The sequence below is a fragment of the Thermodesulfobacteriota bacterium genome, assembly GCA_040758155.1.
Lineage (GTDB): Bacteria > Desulfobacterota > Deferrimicrobia > Deferrimicrobiales > Deferrimicrobiaceae > UBA2219.
Window position 1 is genome coordinate 1 of the sequence record JBFLWB010000117.1, and the last position, 22,870, is coordinate 22,870.

At 65.0% G+C, this 22,870-nt stretch carries 26 protein-coding genes, 2 tRNA genes and 1 pseudogene; 22 read left to right on the plus strand and 7 right to left on the minus strand.

From position 1 onward, the window contains the following. From AB1346_07485 to AB1346_07495, 3 genes are all read right to left on the minus strand, one after another. A partial coding sequence (locus tag AB1346_07485; protein MEW6720275.1) for a P-loop NTPase fold protein occupies positions 1–1,823 on the minus strand: 1,823 nt, incomplete at its 3' end. Between the two features lie 157 nt (positions 1,824–1,980). After that, a tRNA-Glu gene (locus AB1346_07490) sits at positions 1,981–2,056 on the minus strand. 2 nt (positions 2,057–2,058) lie between these two features. Beyond that, positions 2,059–2,132 (minus strand) — tRNA-Gln (locus tag AB1346_07495). A gap of 289 nt (positions 2,133–2,421) precedes the next feature. Here AB1346_07495 and AB1346_07500 point away from each other — a divergent pair. Both AB1346_07500 and AB1346_07505 read left to right on the plus strand, forming a co-directional pair. After that, positions 2,422–2,580, plus strand: a complete 159-nt coding sequence (locus AB1346_07500; GenBank protein MEW6720276.1) for a hypothetical protein — start codon at positions 2,422–2,424, stop codon at positions 2,578–2,580. After that, complete coding sequence (locus tag AB1346_07505; GenBank protein ID MEW6720277.1) at positions 2,577–2,987, plus strand: DNA-binding protein; 411 nt, start codon at positions 2,577–2,579, stop codon at positions 2,985–2,987. The genes AB1346_07500 and AB1346_07505 overlap by 4 nt, the downstream gene beginning before the upstream one ends. Positions 2,988–3,006: 19 nt before the next feature. Here the strand turns inward: AB1346_07505 and gltX are convergent, their stop codons facing one another. Further along, positions 3,007–4,398, minus strand: a complete 1,392-nt coding sequence (gltX, locus tag AB1346_07510; protein MEW6720278.1) for a glutamate--tRNA ligase — start codon at positions 4,396–4,398, stop codon at positions 3,007–3,009. 18 nt (positions 4,399–4,416) lie between these two features. Further along, complete coding sequence (amrB, locus tag AB1346_07515) at positions 4,417–5,220, minus strand: AmmeMemoRadiSam system protein B (GenBank protein ID MEW6720279.1); 804 nt, start codon at positions 5,218–5,220, stop codon at positions 4,417–4,419. 108 nt (positions 5,221–5,328) lie between these two features. Here amrB and AB1346_07520 point away from each other — a divergent pair, with 108 nt between their 5' ends. From AB1346_07520 to holA, 20 genes and pseudogenes are all read left to right on the plus strand, one after another. Continuing rightward, on the plus strand, positions 5,329–5,859 hold the full coding sequence (locus AB1346_07520) for a DUF177 domain-containing protein (protein MEW6720280.1): 531 nt from the start codon (positions 5,329–5,331) through the stop codon (positions 5,857–5,859). A 3-nt stretch (positions 5,860–5,862) separates the two neighbouring features. Then, the gene (rpmF, locus tag AB1346_07525) at positions 5,863–6,045 is read left to right on the plus strand and encodes a 50S ribosomal protein L32 (protein MEW6720281.1); all 183 of its coding nucleotides are present in this window, start codon (positions 5,863–5,865) and stop codon (positions 6,043–6,045) included. Between the two features lie 16 nt (positions 6,046–6,061). Further along, entirely contained in the window at positions 6,062–7,066 is a 1,005-nt protein-coding gene (plsX, locus tag AB1346_07530) for a phosphate acyltransferase PlsX (protein MEW6720282.1), read from the plus strand. 51 nt (positions 7,067–7,117) lie between these two features. Beyond that, on the plus strand, positions 7,118–8,095 hold the full coding sequence (locus tag AB1346_07535) for a beta-ketoacyl-ACP synthase III (GenBank protein ID MEW6720283.1): 978 nt from the start codon (positions 7,118–7,120) through the stop codon (positions 8,093–8,095). 9 nt (positions 8,096–8,104) lie between these two features. Next, positions 8,105–9,037: an ACP S-malonyltransferase gene (gene fabD / locus AB1346_07540; GenBank protein ID MEW6720284.1), complete on the plus strand. Its 933-nt coding sequence runs from the start codon at positions 8,105–8,107 to the stop codon at positions 9,035–9,037. Between the two features lie 59 nt (positions 9,038–9,096). After that, positions 9,097–9,840, plus strand: coding sequence for a 3-oxoacyl-[acyl-carrier-protein] reductase (fabG, locus tag AB1346_07545; GenBank protein ID MEW6720285.1), 744 nt, complete (start codon positions 9,097–9,099; stop codon positions 9,838–9,840). A gap of 36 nt (positions 9,841–9,876) precedes the next feature. Next, the gene (gene acpP / locus AB1346_07550) at positions 9,877–10,110 is read left to right on the plus strand and encodes an acyl carrier protein (GenBank protein MEW6720286.1); all 234 of its coding nucleotides are present in this window, start codon (positions 9,877–9,879) and stop codon (positions 10,108–10,110) included. Between the two features lie 3 nt (positions 10,111–10,113). Beyond that, on the plus strand, positions 10,114–11,355 hold the full coding sequence (fabF, locus tag AB1346_07555; protein MEW6720287.1) for a beta-ketoacyl-ACP synthase II: 1,242 nt from the start codon (positions 10,114–10,116) through the stop codon (positions 11,353–11,355). A gap of 1 nt (position 11,356) precedes the next feature. Continuing rightward, a pseudogene (gene rpiB / locus AB1346_07560) lies at positions 11,357–11,797 on the plus strand (ribose 5-phosphate isomerase B). A gap of 63 nt (positions 11,798–11,860) precedes the next feature. Further along, the gene (gene glyA, locus AB1346_07565) at positions 11,861–13,105 is read left to right on the plus strand and encodes a serine hydroxymethyltransferase (GenBank protein ID MEW6720288.1); all 1,245 of its coding nucleotides are present in this window, start codon (positions 11,861–11,863) and stop codon (positions 13,103–13,105) included. A gap of 23 nt (positions 13,106–13,128) precedes the next feature. After that, complete coding sequence (locus tag AB1346_07570) at positions 13,129–13,596, plus strand: cytidine/deoxycytidylate deaminase family protein (protein MEW6720289.1); 468 nt, start codon at positions 13,129–13,131, stop codon at positions 13,594–13,596. After that, positions 13,593–14,069, plus strand: coding sequence for a transcriptional regulator NrdR (nrdR, locus tag AB1346_07575; GenBank protein MEW6720290.1), 477 nt, complete (start codon positions 13,593–13,595; stop codon positions 14,067–14,069). The genes AB1346_07570 and nrdR overlap by 4 nt, the downstream gene beginning before the upstream one ends. Beyond that, positions 14,066–15,163 carry a bifunctional diaminohydroxyphosphoribosylaminopyrimidine deaminase/5-amino-6-(5-phosphoribosylamino)uracil reductase RibD gene (gene ribD / locus AB1346_07580; GenBank protein ID MEW6720291.1) on the plus strand — a complete coding sequence of 366 codons (1,098 nt, stop codon included), beginning with the start codon at positions 14,066–14,068 and terminating at the stop codon, positions 15,161–15,163. Before nrdR ends, ribD begins: the two co-directional genes overlap by 4 nt. A gap of 13 nt (positions 15,164–15,176) precedes the next feature. Further along, entirely contained in the window at positions 15,177–15,815 is a 639-nt protein-coding gene (locus AB1346_07585; GenBank protein ID MEW6720292.1) for a riboflavin synthase, read from the plus strand. Positions 15,816–15,834: 19 nt separating this feature from the next. Next, entirely contained in the window at positions 15,835–17,040 is a 1,206-nt protein-coding gene (locus AB1346_07590) for a bifunctional 3,4-dihydroxy-2-butanone-4-phosphate synthase/GTP cyclohydrolase II (GenBank protein MEW6720293.1), read from the plus strand. A 12-nt stretch (positions 17,041–17,052) separates the two neighbouring features. Beyond that, the gene (gene ribE, locus AB1346_07595) at positions 17,053–17,514 is read left to right on the plus strand and encodes a 6,7-dimethyl-8-ribityllumazine synthase (protein ID MEW6720294.1); all 462 of its coding nucleotides are present in this window, start codon (positions 17,053–17,055) and stop codon (positions 17,512–17,514) included. Then, entirely contained in the window at positions 17,514–17,954 is a 441-nt protein-coding gene (gene nusB / locus AB1346_07600) for a transcription antitermination factor NusB (protein ID MEW6720295.1), read from the plus strand. Before ribE ends, nusB begins: the two co-directional genes overlap by 1 nt. Continuing rightward, the gene (gene leuS, locus AB1346_07605) at positions 17,951–20,527 is read left to right on the plus strand and encodes a leucine--tRNA ligase (GenBank protein MEW6720296.1); all 2,577 of its coding nucleotides are present in this window, start codon (positions 17,951–17,953) and stop codon (positions 20,525–20,527) included. The genes nusB and leuS overlap by 4 nt, the downstream gene beginning before the upstream one ends. After that, positions 20,528–21,049 (plus strand): LPS assembly lipoprotein LptE, encoded by a 522-nt coding sequence (lptE, locus tag AB1346_07610; GenBank protein MEW6720297.1) that lies wholly within the window; start codon positions 20,528–20,530, stop codon positions 21,047–21,049. Continuing rightward, positions 21,046–21,957 (plus strand): DNA polymerase III subunit delta, encoded by a 912-nt coding sequence (holA, locus tag AB1346_07615; protein MEW6720298.1) that lies wholly within the window; start codon positions 21,046–21,048, stop codon positions 21,955–21,957. Before lptE ends, holA begins: the two co-directional genes overlap by 4 nt. 10 nt (positions 21,958–21,967) lie before the next feature. On the opposite strand, the gene rpsT is transcribed toward holA, so the two are convergent. Together rpsT and AB1346_07625 are read right to left on the minus strand one after the other, a co-directional pair. Next, the gene (rpsT, locus tag AB1346_07620) at positions 21,968–22,237 is read right to left on the minus strand and encodes a 30S ribosomal protein S20 (GenBank protein ID MEW6720299.1); all 270 of its coding nucleotides are present in this window, start codon (positions 22,235–22,237) and stop codon (positions 21,968–21,970) included. Between the two features lie 223 nt (positions 22,238–22,460). Then, positions 22,461–22,870, minus strand: a 410-nt coding sequence (locus tag AB1346_07625) for a MazG nucleotide pyrophosphohydrolase domain-containing protein (protein ID MEW6720300.1), incomplete at its 5' end; no start/stop codon positions are given.

Here is a 22,870-nt window from a genome sequence, read left to right on the forward strand (position 1 = left end):
CGCATAGTATTCTGGTATGCACGAAACAATGGGCCGGCTGATGATGCCTTCTGTTTGATAAGTAACAGAAAGCCGTTCTCTGCATCTTTGGTCAAGGGTGCAAATTGTTCAACCGATACGGCGGCGTATGCGATTCTATCAAGCAATCGCTCGACACGACATGAATTATGTGTTTCAAGGAGGTTGCTATCATGTAAAGCAGCGACTGCGTGAAGCAACTTTATCCCAGCGGTCTTTTGCCAATCCTTTATTCCATGTACCACTGCTTCATCTAAGACGTCAAAGAATCCGCGCGTTGAATCTCTTAGTGTTAAAAGGGTTTTTATATCTGGTTTGGAAAGTGCTGCGAGCAATATTGGTTCAAGAAGGAGTTGCCGGGAGGTAGAAACCTCCAAGCCAAATGCTAACGCGGCTAAGCTATCTTGGACATTATCACCGAGGATGGCAGCAGCTTCTTCTGAAGGGAACGTCTTGTCTGTCAGGCCTTTTAGCACTTCAGCATGATCCCGTTGAAGCAGGACATAGTATGCGATATGCGGAAGTGGAACTATGTCTTGGCGCTGGCGGTGTAGAGCTCCGATTTGGTTTACAACCATCTTGATCTCGCGGGGGGTATGTGAGACCGTTCCGTCCATTCTCTCTACAGCCATCAAATGCGCGATAGTCTCGAATTCTTCCTCGTGGTGATTGGGAAACGCTTCTCTAAGCATTTCAATGAGGTACGCCCGCCAGTCCGAAAGGACAAGTGGTGGTACGTCAAAGCGTATCGGGAATGTTTTATCAAGGAACGACGACGCAAAATTGCTGTGTTTCTTGTTCTCACCAGATTCGTTAGCCTGGGGAGCGTTCTTTTCCCAAAGCCTCGATATGGATTTTTGGTCAAACGGTACTACTACCCAAAGCTTTTTTAACCAAGCGTGCTTTCCCGTGTCCAATTGCAGAAATGTTTGGAGTGTAGACCAAATCTTTAAGGCCCCGTCCGCCTCAATTCGGTCAAGATTGTCCATAACCAACACGAACCTGTTTTCAGCTGGTTCGAGTGCCTCTCCCATTAGATCCGTAAAAGTTTTCTCGAATTCTATCGATGTGGGATCAGGGGTTTCAGTTGTTTCAGTGCGTGTTTTCGTCTCAGCCTTCTGGATGAAAATGGCGATCAGATTTGCGCTTTCTATATGAACTGGATCGCCTTTCCGAGATTTCATACGGTAGGCCAAAGCGAAACAAATAAGGACAAGCAGAGGGCTCACGGTCAAGAGGAAACCGAAAAGGGTTGCAAGACTAACTGGGCCAGTGTGCAACAAAGACGCACCGTCTCGCAATCCTTGTGAAAACAAGGCACTACCGACGGGAATTAATAAAGCTGATATCCCAAGAGCTTTGCCCGCCGGAGTTAGGTGCGGAGAGGTTTCCGTTTCAGAAACTTTCCTGCGCCGTACCAAGTCTGCCTCGCGAATCGTCCAAGACTCCTTCGAGATCCAGTTCGGATAAGCATCTCGGAAAAAGCGGATGAGACTTTGGAGAAAAGTCCGTCGAAGTGGGTCGCCGTCATGGGCCCACGCGTCAAACACAAGCATTCGGTGGTTTGGAAATGTTTCGATCTCTTTACGAAGGAGGGCAACCACTGTGGATTTACCTGAGCCCCATGTTCCGGTCAGTCCGATGGGACGTCCTCCGTCTCCGGAACGTATGAGGTTAGCTATGGCCTTGGCAATATCCTGATGAGGACCGAAGCGGTCTTCCGACGAAGGTGAGTCGGGAATGAGATTTGTTGGACAGTTTAGTGCGGTTTGGGCAGGGGGCGGCGATTTCAAGTCTTTACTCATCGGGAGGGCCATCTCCTCTTTCTGATAAAGTGGGAGGTTGGCATGCCTCTGAGATCACTGAGGAAGCGGTACAGACAGTGGAAGTGGAAGTAAATGGCCCCGGCGGGGCTGCGGCGGTGTACCTCCGGAGGTACCTATTCTTTTATCTACAATAATGTGGCGGTCCCAGCGGGGTTCGAACCCGCGTTTTCGCCGTGAGAGGGCGGTGTCCTGGGCCACTAGACGATGGGACCGTTGGCTGAGGAGCCAGGATTCGAACCTGGAAAACCTGGTCCAGAGCCAGGTGTGATGCCGTTTCACCACTCCTCAACGGAAACAGCAGGTTACCCGATGGGGCTCGCCGGCGTCAAGCGGACATTTATAACGGTCTCTGGCCTGACTGCATTCAAGGGTATGGAAGTGATGAAACCCTTTCTGAGAGAGGAAATCAGGGCGACGGATATTGCATAATTACCGATAATCCGATAATCTGAAAATCAGAAATTCGCTTCAGTGAGGGCATGCGATGAAAGAGAATCTTATGGTTTCCGGGAGGGGGCAGATCACATTGCCCGAATCCATCCGGCGACGTCTCGGGATCTAGACCGGTGGGATCGTGGTGGCCGAGGAACGCGGTGGGGAGCTGGTGCTGCGTCCCGCGGCTGTCGTGGAGCTCGATATCTACACGGACGAGGAAATCGCCGGGTGGGACCGGGATGACCGCCTTGAGCCGGGAGAGAGGGAGAAGATCCTCAGGAAAGCGGGTCGTAGCCGTTGATCCGGCTCTTCCTGGACGCGAACGTCCTCTTCACCGCGGCGCACAATCCGCAGGGGAAAGCCGCGCTGCTGATCGACCTGTCCGGGCGGAAATGGGAGGCCGCGACCAGCGAATATTGCGTGCTGGAAGCGCGCCACAACCTGGAAAGGAAATATCCGGATTGCACGGACAGGTTGGAGAAGATCCTCGAAAAGGTCCGCGTCGTGCCGTGCGTCGCCGGCGACCGATGCCAGGTGTCGCTTCCGGAGAAGGATCGGCCCGTTTTCGCCGCGGCGGTGCGCTGCAGGGCTTCCCGCTTCCTGACCGGAGATCTGCGCCATTTCGGTCCCATCATGAACAAGCCGGAAGAAACGGCAGGCGTGATCGTCCAGACCGTCGGCGATTTCCTGAAGGAAATTAAGAGGTAACGCTTTACAGGGCTCGCGCCTACTCGATCCGCTCCGCCGCCTTCGTCAGCCGCCGCACCACCTCGTCCTTGCCCAAGATCCGCATCACGTCGAACAGGTCCGGCGATGCGGCCGAACCCGTAATGGCGACCCGAATCGGCTGGTGCACCTTCAGGTTCCCGCCGCGCCGCTCCACGACCCGTTTCAGTGCATCTTCCACTTCGGCGGAGAAATCGGGCAGGCCGGCGAACTCGCTCGCGATCTCCTTCAGCACCGGAGCCATCTCGGGGGTGAGGAACTTCGCCGCCGCCTTCGGGTCGGCCTCCTTCTCCCGGAAATAGAATTCGGCGGAGTCGGCCATCTCATCGAGGGTGCGGGAGCGCTCCTGCAGGGTCTTGACGACCTTGACCAGCCACGGCGTCGCCTTTTCCTCGATCCCGCGCTTGGCGAGGAAGGGGAGGAGCAGCTCCGCGATCCGCGCGGCTTCCGCCGTCTTGATGTAGTGCGCGTTGACGCTGAGCAGCTTGTCGAGGTTGAACTTCGAGGGCGACTTTCCGACGTGCTCCAGCGAGAAGTAGGCCTGCATCTCGGCGACGGTGAAGATCTCCTGGTCGCCGTGCCCCCACCCGAGCCGGACGAGGTAGTTCACCATCGCCTCCGGGAGGAATCCTTTTTCCTGGTACGCCGTCACCGATACGTCGTCGTGCCGTTTCGAAAGTTTCCCGCCCTCCATCCCGTGGATCAGCGGGAAATGGCCGAACCGGGGCAGCGGATAGCCGAGCGCTTTGTAGAGGATGACCTGCTTCGGCGTGTTGTTCAGGTGGTCGTCGCCTCGCAGCACATGCGTGATCTTCATCGAGGCGTCGTCGATGACGACCACGTAGTTATAGGTAGGGGAGCCGTCGGTCCGCAGCAGGACGAGGTCGTCGAGCTCCGCGTTCTCGAAGACCACTTCTCCGCGGAGCATGTCGTTCACCACCGTCCGGTCGGAAAGTGGGGTCTTGATCCGCAGTACATGCGGCTTCCCCTCCGTCGCCTCGGGAGGGAGGTCGCGGCAGCGGCCGTCGTACCGGGGCTTCTCTCCACGCGCCTTCATCTCCTCCCGCCGCGCGTCGAGCTCTTCCTTCGTGCAGATGCAGCGGTACGCCTTCCCTTCCTTAAGGAGACGGTCCGCTTCCTTCCGGTAAAGCTCCATCCGCTCCATCTGGAAGTAGGGGCCCTCGTCCCAGTCGATCCCCAGCCACGTCAATCCGTCGATGATCGCCTTGACGGCTTCGGGAGTCGACCGCTCCTGGTCGGTGTCCTCGATCCGGAGGATGAACCGGCCGCCCGAGCGGCGGGAATAGAGCCAGTTGAAGAGGGCGGTGCGGGCGCCTCCGATGTGGAGATAGCCCGTAGGGCTGGGGGCGAAGCGCGTAACGATGTCAGGCATGGATACTGCCTCGTTCCTTCAGAGGATGGCGAGCCCTGCGTAACCGACCACCTGGTCGTAGTCCCGGCTGACGTCGCCGGAAGTGGCGTATTTTAGCAGAAGGGCTTTCGTAGCGCCAAGGCGCCGGGCGGCGAACAGGACGACGGCCGCGGGGATCATCCCGCACATGGAAATCCGTTCCTGGACGACCGTCCGGTACAGCCCCTCGGGGTCGAGGGCGAGCACCCGGTCGATCGCCAGCCGATCCTTTTTCCTTGCCAGGGCGTCGGGCACGTAATGGGACATGTCGGAGCTGGCAACGAGCAGGGGACGGTCGGCTTCCTTCTCGAGAACGCCTGCCGCCGCCTCGCCGAGCGCCCGGCAGTTCTCCAGGGACAGGCGGCCCAGGGCGACGGGCACGAACCGGAAATCCGGGCGGAACCTGTGGAGGAACGGGAGCTGGACCTCGAGGGAGTGCTCCCGGGCGTGAGCCGTTGCGTCCTCTTTAAGGAGGGGGCATGCGCTTTTCAGCTTCCCGGCGAGGTCGCCGTCCACGGGAACGGGGCCCCAGGGCATCCGCCAGGCGCCCCCTGACATGATGGCCGCCTCTTCCCCGTACCCCGTGTGGTTCGGGCAGAAAACGACGGTTCTCGATGGGACCCGCACCGAAGAATAGACCTCTCCCGCCACCGCCCCGGAGTAGACGTACCCGGCGTGCGGGGCCACCACCCCGATCGCCGGAAGCTTCTCGTCCACTTCCCGGGTCAGCTCCTCCAGAGCCCGGACCAGCAGCTCCACGGTGCCCGGGTAGAACTGGCCTGCGACGGCGGGCTTCCGTTCCATGGTCTTTATGATACATCGATTTTCGTTATTCGGCGATTGACAGGGACGGGCCGGTTGCCTATAGTGTTTTCTTTACTTTTAAGGGATACTTGCGCTTTGTACATTCGGGTGACGGAAATACCCGGCGGGGGGCTCGACGTTTTCGCCTCCAGGGGCAAGGCCTCGATCCCCCGGATTCTCGAGGGGATGGACCCTGCACCCTTGACGGTGTGCCGCCTGATCGACGCGGAGCTGCAGCTCTCCGTCGAGTCGGGGGAGATGCTGGTGGAGGGGTCGTTCGAGGCGGAAGGGGAGTCGCCCTGCGATCGCTGCTCCGATACGGTTCCGGTCCGTTTCGGGAAGGCGTTTCAAACCGTCCTCATGCCCAAGGGCGAGGGGCCGAAGGGCGCCGGCGCCGTGGAATTGCACGCCGAGGACATGGACGTCGGGTATTATGACGGTAAGGGCATCGAGGTGAACGACGTTTTCTGGGAACAGGTGGCACTCGAGATCCCGCTGAAGGTCGTCTGCTCGGAAGACTGCAAGGGAGTGTGCCCCACCTGCGGGGCGAACCGGAACCGGGAGGAGTGCTCCTGCGCGACGCGCCCTGACCCCGGCCCGTTCGACGTGCTGAAGAACCTGAAAGGGAAAAAGGAGTAAACCATGCCGAATCCGAAACGACGGGGTTCCAAGTGCCGCAGAGACAAGCGGCGCACCCACAAGAAGCTCTCCCAGCCGGCCGTGAGCACCTGCCCGCAGTGCAAGGCGGTCAAGCGCCCTCATACCGTCTGCCCCACGTGCGGCACCTACAAAGGCCGGGAAATCATAGAAAAAGAAGAAGCCTGATCCCATCATCCACCAGATGAAAATCGCCGTGGATGCCATGGGGGGGGACCATGCCCCGCGCGAAGTCGTTCGCGGGTCGGTCCAGGCGATCCGGGAGAACGGACTCTCCGTGATCCTCGTCGGCCAGGAGCCGCGGATTCGGGAGGAGCTGGGCGCCGCGGGTGTCTCCGCGGAAGGCGTCGAGATCGTCCACGCTTCCGAGGTCGTGGAAATGTGCGATGTCCCGGGCGTCGCGCTTAAAAAGAAGAAGGACTCCTCGATCCGGGTGGGGATCTCCCTCGTCTCGGAGGGGAAGGCCGACTTCTTCGTCAGCGCCGGGAACTCGGGCGCGGTGATGGTCGGCGGGCTCATGATCCTGAAGAAGATACCGGGGATCGACCGCCCGGCGATCACGGCGACCATTCCCACCCCGCACGGCCCGATCGTCCTCATCGACGCGGGCGCGAACGTGGACTGCAAGCCCGCTCACCTGCTCCAGTTCGCCGTCATGGGCGAGGTGTACGCGCGGAAGTTCCTCGGGATTCCGGCTCCCCGCATCGCCGTGGTCAGCATCGGGGAGGAGGATACGAAAGGAACGGATGTCACGCGGGAAACTTGCGATCTGATCCGCCAGACCGGCTTGAGGTTCGTCGGCAACGCCGAGGGGCGCGACTTCTTTGCCGGGAAGGCGGACGTATTCGTGTGCGACGGTTTCGTGGGAAACGTCGCGGTGAAGACGATGGAGGGGATGGCCCAGGCCTTCGGGCCGTTCCTGAGGGCTGAGATCGAGAAGTCGCTCCTGGCAAAGGCCGGCGTCGTGCTGGCGCACGGAGCGATCCGCAACGTCCGGAAGAAGCTCGATTACGCGGAGTACGGCGGCGCCCCCCTGCTCGGAGTGCGGGGCGGCGTCATGATCTGCCACGGGGCGTCTGACCAGAAGGCGATCAAGAACGCGGTGAAAGCCGCGGCCTCGATGGCGCGCTTCGGGCTCGACGACGAGATCGCCCGGTCGATCGCGAAGCACGGGCAATCGCCGGTCTAGCGGGCTGGGGACCGTCCTCGCCGGAAACGATCCACTGACAGGGAGGGTAATGTGGGATCGAAGATCGTGGGGCTGGGAATGCACGCGCCCCCGAAGAAGATGACGAATTACGACTTCGAGAAGATGGTCGAGACGAGCGATAGCTGGATCGTCGAGCGCACGGGGATCCGCGTCCGGCGGATCGCGGAGAGGGGCACGCCGAATTCCGACGTCGCCCTGGTCGCATCGAGGAAGGCGCTCGACGACGCCGGGGTCCGTCCCGAGGAAATCGACATGATCCTCCTCGGAACCTGTTCCCCGGACATGGTGATCCCGTCAACCGCCTGCTTCCTGCAGATGAAGCTGGGTGCGACGAACGCCAGCGCGATGGATATCAGCGCGGCCTGTTCCGGCTTTATCTACGCCCTCCAGATTGCCGACGCCCAGATCCGGGCGGGCAGGGCGAAGAAGGTCCTCGTGGTCGGCTCCGAAATCCTCTCCTCGCTCGTGGACTACACGGACCGGACGACATGCATCCTGTTCGGGGACGGCGCGGGGGCGGCGGTCGTAGCCGAGTGCGACGACGGGGACGGGATCCTCTCGTGCAGGCTCCAATCGGACGGAAATCTGTGGGAGCTGATCAACATCCCCGGGCCGGGGACGGTCAACCCCCTGACGCCGGACCTGATCTCCCAGCGGATGATCTACCTGCGGATGTCGGGCAACGAGACGTTCAAGCACGCCGTCACGAAGATGGGCGATACGGCCCTGAAGGTCCTCTCCGACGCCGGGTACGGCGTCGACGACCTGACGCTGGTCGTCCCGCACCAGGCGAACCTGCGGATCATCAGCGCCGTGGGGAAGCGGCTGGGCGTGACGGCGGAGAAGGTCTTCGTCAACCTGGACAAGTACGGGAACACTTCCGCGGCGTCGATTCCCATCGCGCTCGCCGAGGCGAAGACGGAGAACCGGTTCGGCCCGGGCGACCTCGTGCTGCTGGTGGCGTTCGGCTCCGGCCTCACCTGGGGCGCAACGCTGATGCGGATGTAGGGGCAGGACGTGCCGATCGCGCTTCTGTTTCCAGGGCAGGGCTCCCAGTTCCCCGGAATGGGAAGGGAGCTGTATGAATCCAGCGCAGCCGCGAAGGAGGTGTTCGCGGAGGTGTCCGATTCGCTGTCCCGGGACATGGCGGAGCTCTGCTTCCGGGGGACCGAGGAGGAGCTCCGGCGGACCGAAAACACGCAGCCGGCCATCTTCACGGTGAGCGTCGCCGCCTTCCGGGCGCTCGAAGCGGAGACGGGGATCGTCCCCCTCTGCGCGGCGGGGCACTCCCTCGGGGAATACTCGGCGCTGACGGCGGCGGGGGCGCTTCCCCTGAAGGATGCGGCGCGGCTCCTGCATTCCCGCGGGAGGTACATGCAGGAAGCGGTGCCGGAGGGGGAGGGCGCGATGGCCGCCGTCCTCGGGCTGGAGGCCGAACAGGTGGAAGCGGCATGCCGGGCGGCGTCCGCGGAAGGGGTGGTTTCGCCGGCGAATTATAATGGCGGGGGGCAGGTCGTCATCTCCGGCGCGGCGAAGGCGGTCGCCGCGGCCTGCGAGGCGGCGAAGGCGGCGGGGGCGAAGAAAGTCGTCCCGCTCGCGGTGAGCGGACCGTTCCACAGCGCCCTCATGCTGCCGGCCGCGGAGCGGCTGGCTCCCGAGCTGCGGGCGGTCTCGCCGGGGACGTTCCGCTTCGCCGTGGTTGCGAACGTGACGGCGGCCCCATACGGGTCCGGTGACGATCCGGCAGATGTCCTGGTGCGGCAGATCACCTCCCCGGTGCGCTGGGAGGAATCGGTCCGGGCGATGCGCGGGCTGGGAGCCACGGCGTTCATCGAGGTCGGCCCGGGGAAAGTGCTGTCCGGGCTGGTCCGCAGGATCGAGAAGGATATACCGGCGGCTTCCTTCGGCGGCCCGGCGGATCTTGCGGCCGCGGCGGCGCTTGTCCGGTGATTTTTTTCTTGAATGAATCGCAATGTTGAATGTATGAATTCCGGGATAAGGGGGTGTCCATGAAGCTGGCCGGAAAGGTGGCGCTGATCACCGGTTCGGCGCGGGGGATCGGGCGGGCGATCGCGGAGCTCTACTGCGCCGAGGGGGCGACGGTCGTCGTCAACGACGTCGGGAACGACGGGCCGGCGCGGGAGACGCTGGAGGCGCTGAAGGCGGCCGGGGGGAAGGGAACGGTGGAGATGTTCGACGTTTCCGACTCCGCCCAGGTCGAAGAGGGGGTCAAGCGCATCCTGGAGGCCCACGGCCGCATCGACATCCTCGTGAACAACGCCGGCATCACGCGCGACAACCTTATCATGCGGATGTCGGAGGAGGAGTTCGACTCGGTCCAGCGCGTCAACCTGAAGGGGACCTGGCTGCTGACGAAGGCGGTCACCCGCCAGATGATGAAGCAGCGCTCCGGGCGGATCGTGAACATCAGCTCGGTTGTGGGCGTGATGGGGAACGCCGGCCAGGCGAACTACGCGGCGGCGAAGGCGGGGATCATCGGGCTGACGAAGGCGGCGGCGCGGGAGCTCGCGCCGCGGAACGTCACGGTCAACGCGATCGCCCCGGGGTTCATCCGGACGGCCATGACGGAGGCATTGCCCGAGGCCGTGCAGAAAGGGTTTCTTGCCGCGATCCCGCTGGGCCGCTTCGCGGAGCCGGGGGAGGTGGCCGAGCTGGCGCTGTTCCTGGCCTCCGACGGAGCCTCGTACATCACGGGGCAGGTCATCGGGATCAACGGCGGGATGTACATGTAAGGGAGTTTATTCCAAGGAGACGAAGGGAGAACGGAAATGTCCGTGGAAAAAAGGGTTCGGGAGATCGTGGCGGAGCAGCTCGAGCGGGACGTGAACGAGGTGAAGGGCGAATCCTCCTTCATCGAGGACCTGGGCGCCGATTCCCTCGACATCGTCGAGCTCGTCATGAAGATGGAGGAGGAATTCTCCATCGAGATTCCCGACGAGGAAGCCGAGAAGATCAAGACCGTCAACGACGTGGTCCAGTACATCTCGGCCCACAAGAAATAGCGGATGCGCAGGGTCGTCGTAACGGGTCTCGGGGCGGTCACCCCGCTCGGGGTGGGCGTCGAAGCGACGTGGGAGGCCGTGCTCGCCGGGAAATCCGGCATCGGTCCCATCACGCGGTTCGACGCGAAGGAGTTCTCCACCACGATCGCGGCCGAGGTGAAGGGGTTCGATCCCGAGGCGTATATAGACAAAAAGGAAATCAAGCGGATGGACCCGTTCATCCATTACGCCATGGCGGCCGCGCAGATGGCGATGGATGACTCGGGTTTTTCGATCGATCCCGCTTCGGCGGACCGGGTGGGCGTCTACATGGGGAGCGGGCTCGGGGGGCTTTCCACGCTCGAGAGGTACCACAAGGCGTACCTGGTCGAGGGCGGCCCGAGGAAGATCAGTCCGTTCTTCATCCCGATGCTCATATCGAACCTGGCGCCGGGGCACATCGCCATGCGGTACGGCGCCAAGGGGCCCAACATCCTGACGTCGACGGCGTGCGCGGCCTCCAGCCACGCCGTAGGGGAAGCGATGCACGCCGTCCGGGACGGGAAGTGCGACGCCGCCATCGCGGGGGGCGCCGAGGCGACGATCACCCCGCTGGGGCTGGGGGGGTTCTGCTCGATGAAGGCGCTCTCCACCCGGAACGAAGATCCGGCGTCGGCCTCCCGTCCGTTCGACAAGGACCGCGACGGCTTCGTGATGGGGGAGGGGGCGTCGATCCTCATCCTCGAGGAATTGGAGGCCGCCCGGAGACGGGGGGCGAAGATCTACGCGGAAGTGCGCGGCTACGGCGCCTCCGCCGACGCCTACCACGTCACCGCACCCGCGCCGGGCGGGGAAGGGGCGGTGCGGGCGATGGCCGCCGCGCTGGCCGACGGGGGGATCCCCGCCGAAAGCGTCGACTACATCAATGCCCACGGCACATCCACGCCGTATAATGACCTGTACGAGACGATGGCCATCAAGACCCTTTTCGGGGATCGGGCGAAGGCAATCCCGGTCAGCTCTACCAAGTCGATGACGGGGCATTTGCTCGGCGCCTCCGGCGCGCTGGAAGCGCTGTTCTGCGCGCTGGCGGTCCGGGACGGCGTGGTGCCGCCGACCATGAACTACACGACTCCGGATCCGGAATGCGATCTCGACTACGTTCCCAACGCGAAGCGGGCGAAGGCCGTCCGGTACGCGCTGTCGAACTCCTTCGGCTTCGGAGGAACGAACTCCGTCCTGCTGTTCGGACGGATCGGGGAGTAGAATGGTCCCGTTTCCTCCAAGGCGCGTCGCGATCGCTTCCGACCACGCAGGGGTCGAGATGAAGAGGCGCCTGCTCGAGGCGCTCGAGGGGATGGGAATCGAGGCGGAGGACCTGGGGACCGGGTCCGACGCCTCGGTCGACTATCCCGACTACGCCGCGGCGGTGGCCGGCCGCGTTTCCGCGGGGACCGTCGACGCCGGCGTGCTGGTCTGCGGCACGGGGCTCGGGATGGCGATCACCGCCAACAAGTTCCCCAACGTCCGCGCTGCGGTGCTGTACGACGACACGGCGGCGAGGTACGCCCGCCTTCACAACGACGCCAACGTCGCGATCTTCGGCGCCCGGACCATGGAAGCCGGCGACGCCGAGCGGCGGCTGCGCCTGTTTTTCACGGAGGCGTTCGAGGGGGGCCGCCACGCGGGCCGGATCGGGAAGATCCGGGGGATCGAATCGAAATACATGCCGGAACCGGAGAACCGCCGGACCGGACAAGGAGAAACGGGGATGTCCAACCTTAAGGGAACCGATCCGGAGATCTACGAGATCATCCGGAAGGAGACGGAGCGGCAGGCGTACAAGCTCGAGCTGATCGCCTCCGAGAATTTCGTGAGCGAGGCGGTCCTCGAGGCGACGGGCTCGGTGCTGACCAACAAGTACGCCGAAGGTTATCCCGGCAAGCGATACTACGGGGGGTGCGAGTTCGTCGACCAGGCGGAATCGCTGGCGATCGAGCGCGCGAAGAAGATCTTCGGGGCCGAGCACGTCAACGTCCAGCCCCATTCCGGCTCCCAGGCGAACATGGCGGTCTACCTTGCCGCGATGAACCCCGGCGACACGTTGCTCGGGATGAACCTCTCCCACGGCGGCCACCTGACCCACGGCAGCCCGGTCAACTTCTCGGGCAAGCTGTTCAACGTGGTGGCGTACGGCGTCCGGGAGGACACGGAGACCATCGACTTCGACCAGGTCCGCGACCTCGCCCTCAAGCACCGCCCGAAGCTGATCGTCGTGGGCGCCTCCGCCTATCCGCGGACCATCGACTTCAGCAAGTTCCGGGAGATCGCCGACGAGGCCGGCTGCATGGTGATGGCCGACATCGCCCACATCGCGGGCATGGTCGCCGTAGGGCTCCACCCCAGTCCCGTGCCGTACTGCGAGTTCGTGACGACGACCACCCACAAGACGCTTCGCGGCCCCCGCGCCGGCATGATCCTCTGCCGCGAGGAGCAGGCCAAGAAGCTGAACTCCGCGATCTTCCCGGGGATCCAGGGCGGTCCCCTGATGCACGTGATCGCCGCGAAGGCCGTGGCCCTCAAGGAGGCTATGACCCCCGCCTTCAAGGATTACCAGGCGCAGATCCTCCGCAACGCGCAGGCGATGGCGAAGACGCTGGCCGCCCGGGGGCACCGGCTGGTGTCCGGAGGCACCGACAACCACCTGATGCTCGTCAACCTGAAGGATTCCCCGCTGACCGGGAAGGAAGGCGAGGCCGCGCTGGAGTCGGTGGGCATCACGGTGAACAAGAACACCGTCCCCTTCGAGACCCGCAGCCCGTTCATCACCAGCGGGATCCGGATCGGGACCCCCGCGCTCACCACGCGGGGGATGAAGGAACCGGAGATGGAGACGATCGGCGGCTGGATCGCGGACGTGCTTGCGACGCCGGCCGACGAAGCCGTGCGGAAACGGGTCTCCGCGGGAGTCCGCAAGCTGTGCGAAGCCTTCCCGCTGTACGCCGGGCGGCTGTAGGGTTCGCAAAGGAACGCCCCGCGATGCAGGGGACCCGCACCCGGCCCGACTGGGACACGTACTTCATGGACATGGCCCGGCTCGCATCGAGGCGCTCCTCCTGCATCCGGAGGGCGGTCGGCGCCGTGCTGGTCAAGGACCGGCGGATGCTCGCCACGGGATACAACGGCGTACCCTCGGGGATGGTCCACTGCGAGCAGGCGGGGTGCCTCCGAGACCGGATGAACGTCCCCTCGGGCGAGCGGCACGAGCTGTGCCGCGGGCTCCACGCGGAGCAGAACGCCATCATCCAGGCGGCCTTCCACGGGGTGTCGATCCGCGACGCCGACCTGTACTGCACCAACCTTCCCTGCATCATCTGCGCGAAAATGCTCATCAACGCCGGCGTCCGCCGGATCGTCTACCTGGAAGGGTACCGCGACGCGCTGGCGATGGAGATGCTGGCGGAGGTGGGGATGGAGCTCCACAAGATGGGGGAGGCCTCCCCTTGAAGTGCCCCCGCTGCGGCCACGACGACAACAAGGTGGTCGACTCGCGGGCGGGCAGGGACGGCGACGTCATACGGCGAAGGAGGGAGTGCCTCTCCTGCCAGCGCCGGTTCACCACCTACGAACGGATCGAGGAAGAGCTTCCCCTCGTCGTGAAGCGCGACGGGCGCCGGGAGCCGTTCGACCGGCAGAAGGTCCTCTCCGGCATCCTCAAGGCGTGCGAGAAGCGGCCGGTCAGCTACGCAGCCATCGAGCACATGGTGGAGACGCTCGAGATGGAGCTCCAGGCGGGCGCCGAGAAGGAGATCTCCTCGATCCGGATCGGCGAGCGCGTAATGGAGAAGCTGCTCCAGCTGGACGACGTCGCCTACGTCCGGTTCGCCTCCGTGTACCGGAAGTTCAAGGACGTGAGCCAGTTCGTCGAGGAGATACGGACCCTCATCACGGAGCCCGGCGACCGCCGCGGGAAGACATGACCGCCGGCAGCTTCCCCGACGCCGCCCGCATGCGCGAGGCGCTCCGGCTGGCGCGCAGGGGCGCGGGACGGACCAGCCCCAATCCGGCCGTGGGGGCGCTGGTGGTGCGGGCGGGGCGCGTAGTAGGCAGGGGATACCACAAGGCGGCCGGGCTGCCGCACGCCGAGGTCGAGGCGCTTCGCGACGCGGGGGCCGCGGCGCGGGGGGCCGACCTGTACGTCACCCTGGAGCCGTGCGACCACCAGGGGCGGACGGGCCCTTGCACCGGGGCGATCCTGGAGGCCGGGATCGCGCGCGTGGCTTACGCGATGGAGGACCCCAACCCTAAGGTCTCCGGCCGGGGGGCGAAACGGCTGCGGGAGGCGGGGCTCGACGTCCGGGGCGGGCTTCTCGCGGAAGAAGCGGCGGAGATCAACCGCGGGTACTGCCGGTGGATCGTGACCGGCAGGCCCTTCGTCACGCTAAAGCTCGCGCTGTCGCTCGACGGGCAGATCGCGGCGGCCGGCGGAGAGTCCCGCTGGGTGACCGGCGAAAAGGCCCGCGATATCGTCCACCGCCTGCGCTCCGTCTCGGACGCGGTGCTGGTGGGAGGTGAAACCGCGCGGAGGGACGACCCGCTGCTGACCTCCCACGGACGCGGCGGGAGGAATCCGAAGCGGCTCGTCCTGACTTCCCGCCCCGCCGACCTCGTACGGAACCGCCTGTTCGAGGAGGACGGCGGCGAAGTCATCGTCGCCTGCCCGTCGCGCGTCCCGAAGCGGGAGACCGAGGCGGTTCGGGCGCTTGGCGCCCGCGTCCTTCGGCTTCCGTCGCGCGCCGGGAGGATCCGCGCGGACGACCTGCTCGAGGCCCTGGGAGGGGATGGGATCACCTCCCTCCTGGTCGAGGGTGGAGGGAAGACTGCAGGCTGGCTGACGGAAGAGGGGGCGGTCGACCGCTACGTCGTGTTCGTCGCCCCCCTGCTGCTGGGGGAGGGGATCCGGGCGATTTCCGGGTGGGGCTGCCGCGCCCCGTCGTCCGGGCGCAGGCTGGCGTTCACCGACGTACGCCGCGTCGGCTCCGACATCCTGCTGGTCGCGGAGCCCACGGGCTGAAGAGGAGGGCCGCATGTTCACGGGGATCGTCGAGGACGTCGGGACGGTCGAAGCGCTAACGCCCCTTCGCGGGGGGAAGGCGATCGCCATCGAGACGGCGCTGCCGGACGACGGCCTGGCGCCGGGAGATTCCGTAGCCGTTTCAGGCGTTTGCCTTACCGTCACGAAGAAGGAGCCCGGCCGCTTCACCGCCGACGTGTCGCTGGAAACGCTTTCGAAATCGACCCTCGGCGATTTCCGGAAGGGGGCACGGGTGAACCTGGAGCGGTCGCTGTCCCTTTCCGGCCGCCTCGGGGGGCACATCGTCTATGGCCACGTGGACGGCGTCGGCACGATCCGGGAGATCCGCCCCCTGGGGGAAGCCCGGGTATTCCATCTCCAGGCCGATCCTTCTATAATGAAGTTCGTCGTTTACAAGGGGGCGATTGCCGTGGACGGCGTCAGCCTCACGGTAAGCGCCGTCCAGCGGGACGGTTTCGAACTGGCCCTCATTCCGACCACGCTCGAACGGACGACCTTGGGGTCCGCGCGCACGGGGGCCCGGGTCAATCTGGAAGCCGACGCCGTCGGCAAGTACGTGTTCCGGTACCTGGGCGGGGTCGGAGGGGGCGGGGTGACGCTGGACTTCCTGAAACGACAGGGAATTTCGTAGAAGTGCGAAAGGAAGGGGAATGCCGCTTTCGACGATCGAGGAAGCCGTCGCGGACATCCGCAAAGGCCGGATGGTCATCCTCGTGGACGACGAGGAGCGCGAAAACGAAGGGGACCTGACCTTAGCGGCGGAATTCGTCACCCCCGAAGCGATCAACTTCATGGCGCGCCACGGGCGCGGCCTCATCTGCCTGAGCATCACCGACGAGAAGGCGAAGAAGCTCAACCTCCCCCCGATGGTGGCCGACAACACCTCTTCCTTCGGGACGGCCTTCACCGTTTCCATCGAGGCGCGCCGCGGGGTCAGCACCGGCATCTCCGCCCACGACAGGGCGACGACGATCCGCACCGCCATCGCGGAGGACGCGGTCCCGCAGGACCTCGCCCGCCCCGGCCACGTCTTCCCCATCATCGCCCGCAACGGCGGCGTGCTCGTCCGCACGGGGCAGACGGAGGGCTCGGTCGACCTTGCCCGGATCTCCGGCCTCACTCCCGCGGGCGTCATCTGCGAGGTCATGAACGACGACGGGTCGATGGCGCGGATGCCCGAGCTGGAAGCGTTCGCTGCGGAGCACGGGCTGAAGATCGTCTCCATCAAGCAGCTCATCGAGTACCGGATGCGGCGCGAGCGGATGGTGAGAAGGTGCGGCGCCGCGAAGATGCCGGTGCGGAACGCCGGGGACTTCACGGCGTACGCCTACACGAACGAGCTCAACGGCGAGACGCACCTCGCGCTCGTCAAGGGGGAGATCGGCCCGGAAGAGCCGGTGCTGGTCCGCGTCCACTCGGAATGCCTCACCGGCGACGTGTTCGGGTCGCTGCGATGCGACTGCGGCGAGCAGCTCGAGAGCGCCCTGCGCCAGATCGACGAGGAGGGGAGGGGCGTCCTCCTCTACATGCGCCAGGAAGGGCGCGGGATCGGCCTCGAGAACAAGATCCGGGCCTACACCCTCCAGGACGAGGGGTTCGACACCGTCGAGGCGAACCAGAAGCTGGGTTTCAAGCCCGACCTGAGGGACTACGGCGTGGGGGCCCAGATCCTCGTGGACCTCGGCGTCCGGAAGATCCGGATGCTCACGAACAACCCGAAGAAGATCGTGGGGATCTCGGGGTTCGGGCTGGAAGTGGTCGAGCGGGTCCCGATCGAGGTCCTCCCCAACGAGGAAAACGTCCGGTACCTGCGGACGAAACGAAAGAAGCTGGGCCACATATTGAGCGTGGATTAGGAGGACGAAACGATGGCGCGGGTGGTCGAGGGGGAACTGCAGGGCCAGGGCGTGAAGGTAGCGATCGTCGTGTCCCGCTTCAACAGCTTCATCACGGAACGGCTGCTCGACGGAGCCCTCGACGCCCTGCGGCGTCACGGCGTGGACGAGAAGGGGATCGGAGTCTTCCGGGTCCCGGGCTCATTCGAGATCCCGCTGGCCGTCCGGAAGGCGGCGGGGCAGAAGGTGGACGCGGTGATCGCCCTCGGGGCGCTGATCCGCGGCGGGACGCCTCATTTCGACTACCTGAGCGCGGAGGTCACCAAGGGGGTCGCGCAGGTGATGCTCGAGACGGGGGTTCCGGTCTCCTTCGGCGTGCTCACCACCGACACCGTGGAGCAGGCGATCGAGCGGGCGGGGACGAAGGCGGGGAACAAGGGGGCCGAGGCCGCCCAGACCGCCATCGAGATGGTCAACCTGCTGCGGAAAATGTAGTGCGAAGGGAATCAAGGGAAAAGGTCTTCCAGACGCTGTTCATGATGGACGCGCTGGGGGTTGGCCCCGACGAGGCCATCCCCCTTTTCGCGCTGGCCTCCACCCCGCCCTCGGACGAGGAGTATTACCGGGAAACGGTCATGGGCGTCTGGGAATGCAGGGAGGATCTCGACGCCCTCATCGGGCGGGCGGCCGAGCACTGGCGCATCGAGCGGATGGCGCTGGTCGACCGGAACATCCTGCGGCTCGGCGCGTACGAGATCTCCCGCGGCAAGGACATCCCGTACGCCGTGGCGATCAACGAGGCGGTCGACCTGGGGAAGCGGTTCGGCGCGGAGGAGTCCGGCGGATTCATCAACGGGATCCTCGACAGGATCTCCGAGATCGTCCGGAAAAAGGGAGACCGCCGGGGGACGCGGGAAGACAGGGGGACGGCGTGAAGTACAGGCCGCAGGAAATCGAGAAGAAGTGGCAGAAGGCGTGGGACGAGGCGGAGGTGTTCCGCTGCCCCGACGAGCTTTCGGCCCCGAAATATTACTGCCTGGAGATGTTCCCGTACCCGTCCGGCAGGATCCACATGGGGCACGTGCGCGTCTACACGATCGGGGACCTGCTGGCGCGCTTTAAGCGGATGCGGGGATACCAGGTGCTCCACCCGATCGGCTGGGACGCGTTCGGACTCCCCGCCGAGAACGCGGCCCACCGGCACGGCACGCACCCCGCGAAGTGGACGTGGGAGAACATCGCCTTCATGCGGGAGCAGCTGAAGCAGATGGGGATCTCCTACGACTGGGACCGGGAGCTCGCCACCTGCTCTCCGGATTACTATCGCTGGGAGCAGCTCTTCTTCCTCTGGATGCTGAAGGACGGGATCGCGTACCGGAAGCGCGCGACGCTCAACTGGTGCTCGGAGTGCCAGACGGTGCTGGCCAACGAGCAGGTCAACCGCGACGGTACCTGCTTCATCCACGACCATACGCCCGTGACGCAGAAGGAGCTCGACCAGTGGTTCTTCGCGATCACGCGGTACGCGGAGGAGCTGCTCGAGGGGCACAAGGAGCTCGCCGCGGGGTGGCCGGAGAACATCCTGGAGATGCAGCGCAACTGGATCGGCCGCAGCGAGGGCGCCGAGATCCGCTTCCCGGTCGCGGACGGGGGGGGAGAGATCACCGTCTTCACCACGCGCCCCGACACGCTGTTCGGCGCCACGTTCATGAGCATGGCGCCCGAGCACCCGATGGCGATGGAGTTCGCCAGGAAATCGGGGCGCGAGAAGGAGGTCCGGGAGTTCGTCGAGCGGGTCGCCCGCCAGGACCGGGAGGCGCGCACCGGCGAGGAGCAGGTCAAGGAGGGCGTCTTCACCGGGGGGTACTGCGTCAACCCCGTCACGGGGAGCCGGATCCCTGTGTACGCGGCGAACTTCGTCCTCTACGAATACGGAACCGGCGCGGTCATGGCGGTCCCCGCTCACGATCAGCGCGACTTCGAATTCGCGAAGAAGTACGGGCTGCCGATCGTCGTCGTCGTCCAACCGGAAGGAGAGGCGCTCGATCCCGACACGATGGCCGCCGCGCACGAAGGGCAGGGGAAGCTGGCGCGCTCGGGGCGGTTCGACGGTCTCGACAACGAGGAGGGGAAGAAGGCGATCACGCGGCATCTTGAGGAAGCGGGGCGGGGCGCAGGGAAGGTCCAGTACCGGCTCCGCGACTGGGGCGTCAGCCGGCAGCGCTACTGGGGCTGCCCGATCCCGGTGATCCACTGCGAGGGGTGCGGGGTCGTGCCGGTGCCCGAGAAGGAGCTTCCCGTCGTCCTCCCGGAGGACATCCCTTATTCCCGCGAGCGGGGGAATCCGCTCGCCGCCGTGGAGTCCTGGCTGCGCGTCCCGTGCCCATCCTGCGGAAGGCCCGCCCGGAGGGAGACGGACACGTTCGACACGTTCGTCGAGTCGAGCTGGTATTTCCTCCGCTACATCGACCCGAAGAACGACCGGCAGCCGCTCGACCCGGAGAGGATGCGGCGCTTCGCGCCCGTCGACCAGTACGTGGGCGGCGTGGAGCACGCCTGCATGCACCTCATCTACGCCCGCTTCTTCCACAAGTACCTCCGGGACAAGGGGCTGGCGCCGGGGAACGAGCCGTTCCTGCGGCTGCTCTCGCAGGGCATGGTCTGCATGCAGACCACCGAATGCCCCAAGCACGGCTGGCGCTACCCGGAAGAGGTGGACGAGAACGGCTGCTGCCGGCAGTGCGGCGAGAAAGTGAGCGTCGGCCGCTCGATGAAGATGTCGAAGTCGAAGCGCAACGTCGTGGAGCCGTCCGAGCTGATCGCGAAGTACGGCGCCGACACGGCCCGCGTGTTCGTCCTGTTCGCCGCCCCCCCGGAAAGGGACCTCGACTGGAGCGAGCAGGGGGTGGAGGGAGCGTTCCGTTTTCTCGGACGGGTCTATCGGCTCGTTGCCCAGAGGGCCGGGGAGATCGCCGCCGCGCCCCGGAACCGGGACGACTCGGAAGCGGCCCGCCGGATCCGGCAGACGACCCACCGGACGCTGTTCAAGGTGACGGGCGACATCGAGGAGCGGTTCCACTTCAACACGGCCATTTCCGCAGTGATGGAGATGGTGAACGCGCTTTACCTCGTCGAGGATACCGCGTGGACGGCCCCCGGGACCGCGGGCGCGCTGCGCGAGGCGGTGGAGATCCTGCTCCAAATGCTTTATCCTTTCGCCCCGCACGTCAGCGAGGAACTCTGGGCGCGGATCGGCGGCGAGGGGCTTCTCTGCCGGAGGCCGTGGCCGGAGGCGGACGCGGCGATCGCCCGCGAAGAGCAGGTCGAGGTGGCAGTCCAGGTGAACGGCAAGGTCCGGGCGAGGATCACCGTGGGAGCCGGGGCCGGAGAAGAGGAAGTCGGCGCCCTGGCGATGGCCGAACCGAGGGTCCGGGAGCATCTCGCGGGGAAGAAGGTCCGCAAGACGATCTACGTCCCGGCGAAGCTCTACAGCATTGTAGCGGGCTGAATGCGCCGCCTGCCCGCCCTTTTCGTCATCCTCCTGCTGGCCATCGCGGCTGCCGGCTGCGGCTACAGCCTGCAGCCCGAAGGGGGAGGAAGGTTCTCCGATCCGTCCATACGCATCGACCTGCCGCCGTTTCTGAACGATTCCACCGAGCCTGACGCGGGAGCTCATATCGCGGCGAAGCTGCGCGAGGAGCTCCGGCTGCGCGGATTCCAGGGCTCCTTCGGGCGCCCGGGCGCCGACTTCCTGCTGGAGGGAAAGGTACGGGGGATACGGGAAGAGGTGTTCTCCAAGGCCTCGGACCGGTTCGCGCTCGAAAACCGGCTCACCCTTGTCGTGGACATCCGCATCGTCGAGATCCGGGGAGGCGCGCCGATCTGGAAGGGGGCGGGATTGAGCGAAACCGCCTCTTATTACTCCGGGACGGACGCGCAGTACACGGAAGCGAACCGCCGTGCCGCTTTCGAGGAGACCGTCCGGCGGCTCGTGGTGCGGATGGCCCAGACGATCCGCCTGATCCTGTGAAGCGGGACGCCGAAGGATCGTTTTTCCAGGGGTGGCTCGGAGCCGCTCCCGCCTCCGCGTACCTGCTGTACGGCGCCGGAGCGGGGCTGGCGGGGCTGCTGGCCGCGGAGTGGGAGCGGAAGCTGCGCGCCGAAGGGATCCCCTTCGAGACGTTCCGCTGGACGATGACCGACTTCGAGCGGGAGTCCCCGACGGCCGCGTGGCGATCCCCGTCCTTCTTCTCGCGCATCCGGATTTTCGTGCTCCCGGACCTCTCGGAGACGAAGAAGGCCCACCGGGACGAGATCAAGTCCTATCTGGAATCGCCGGAACCGTCCGCCATGCTGATCCTGCACGGGACCGACTTCCGGCAGGCGAAGACGTTCTCCGGCGCGCCCAACCTGCTCTCGGCCGCCCCGCGGGAGGAGCAGGCGCTCGACGCTCTTGCGCGGCATGCGACAGCCGTCGCGAAAAGATCGGGGAGCGCGATGTCCCGCGATTCCGCCGCGTTCCTCGCCCGGTGGACGGGCGGCTCCTTCGAGGCGCTCGACGCGGAGCTGGGGAAGGTCCTGGCGTTCGCGGCGGGAAGGGAAGCGGTCACGGAAGAGGACATCCGGGCCGTGTGCGTCTTCCGGGGCGAGGTGAACCCTTTTCACCTTGCGGAGGCGCTGGTCCGGAAGGATGCGGCGGCGTGCCTCGCCATGCTCCGGCGCTTCTCGGAATCCGCGAAGGACGAGGAGTACCACCAGCTCACCGGGGCGATCGCCTGGCACCTCCGGGAACGGGTTCGCGGAAAGGGAGGAGCGGTCGCGCCGGCGCGCGCCGCGGAGATCTTCGAGGCCTTGTCGAGGATCGACCGGGAATTGAAGGGGGAGAGCAGGCTCTCCCCCCGGCAGGTCTACGAGATTCGGCTGCTGTCGGTCCTTTAGGTGGGGCCTGTCAGGCCTTCTTGCCGGCCTTTGCGATGGCCTTGGCCAGGCGGGAGATCTTCCGGGACGCGGTCTTTTTGTGGATGACGCCTTTCGACCCGGCCTTCGCGATGACCGACGAAGCCTGGACGAGGAGCTCCGCGCCCTTCTCCGCGCTTTCCTCGATCCCCGCCCGGACTTCCTTCACGATGGTCTTGACGGTCGAGCGGACGTGCCGGTTGCGGGCGCGCCGTTTCAGGCTCTGCTTGTGCCGCTTTATGCCAGACGCTATCTTGCCCAATCCGTGCCTCCTGGAATGCGATTCCGCGAAATTGAGAAAGATTAATTTAATACCAGCCCGGAAGAAATGTCAAAAAGAAAACGGACGGGGAGCTCCCCCCGGAACCGCCGGGTGCACAATAATTGGGCAATCCGCCGGATGCGCCCCGCGTGCGCGGACGGCCCGGAATTTCCACAGGGGAATCCACAAATACTCCACAGTTGATGTGGAAAACGCCGAAAAATCAGGAAGTGGATTTCTTGGCCATCTCCCAGAGCCTGTCGAGCGTCCGCATGTCCGACTGCTCGATGGAAATACCCGTTTCCGAAGCTATTTTCTCCATTTCCCGGAAGCGGCGCTCGAAGCGGTCGTTGGCAGACATCATCGCGACCTCGGGGTTCAGGTCCAGGAAACGGGCCAGGTTGGCCAACGCGAGCAGGACATCTCCCAGTTCATGCTCGAGGCGGTCGGCTTTCCCTTCCCGCATCGCCTCCTTGAGCTCCGAGATCTCCTCCTCCACCTTTTCGAGAACCTGCTCGGGGCGCTCCCAGTCGAACCCCGCCCGCGCCGCCTTCTTCGACATCTTCACGGCCCGCAGCAGGGAAGGGAAGTCGCGGGGGACACCCCCGACGATCGATCCATGGCCCCGCTTCT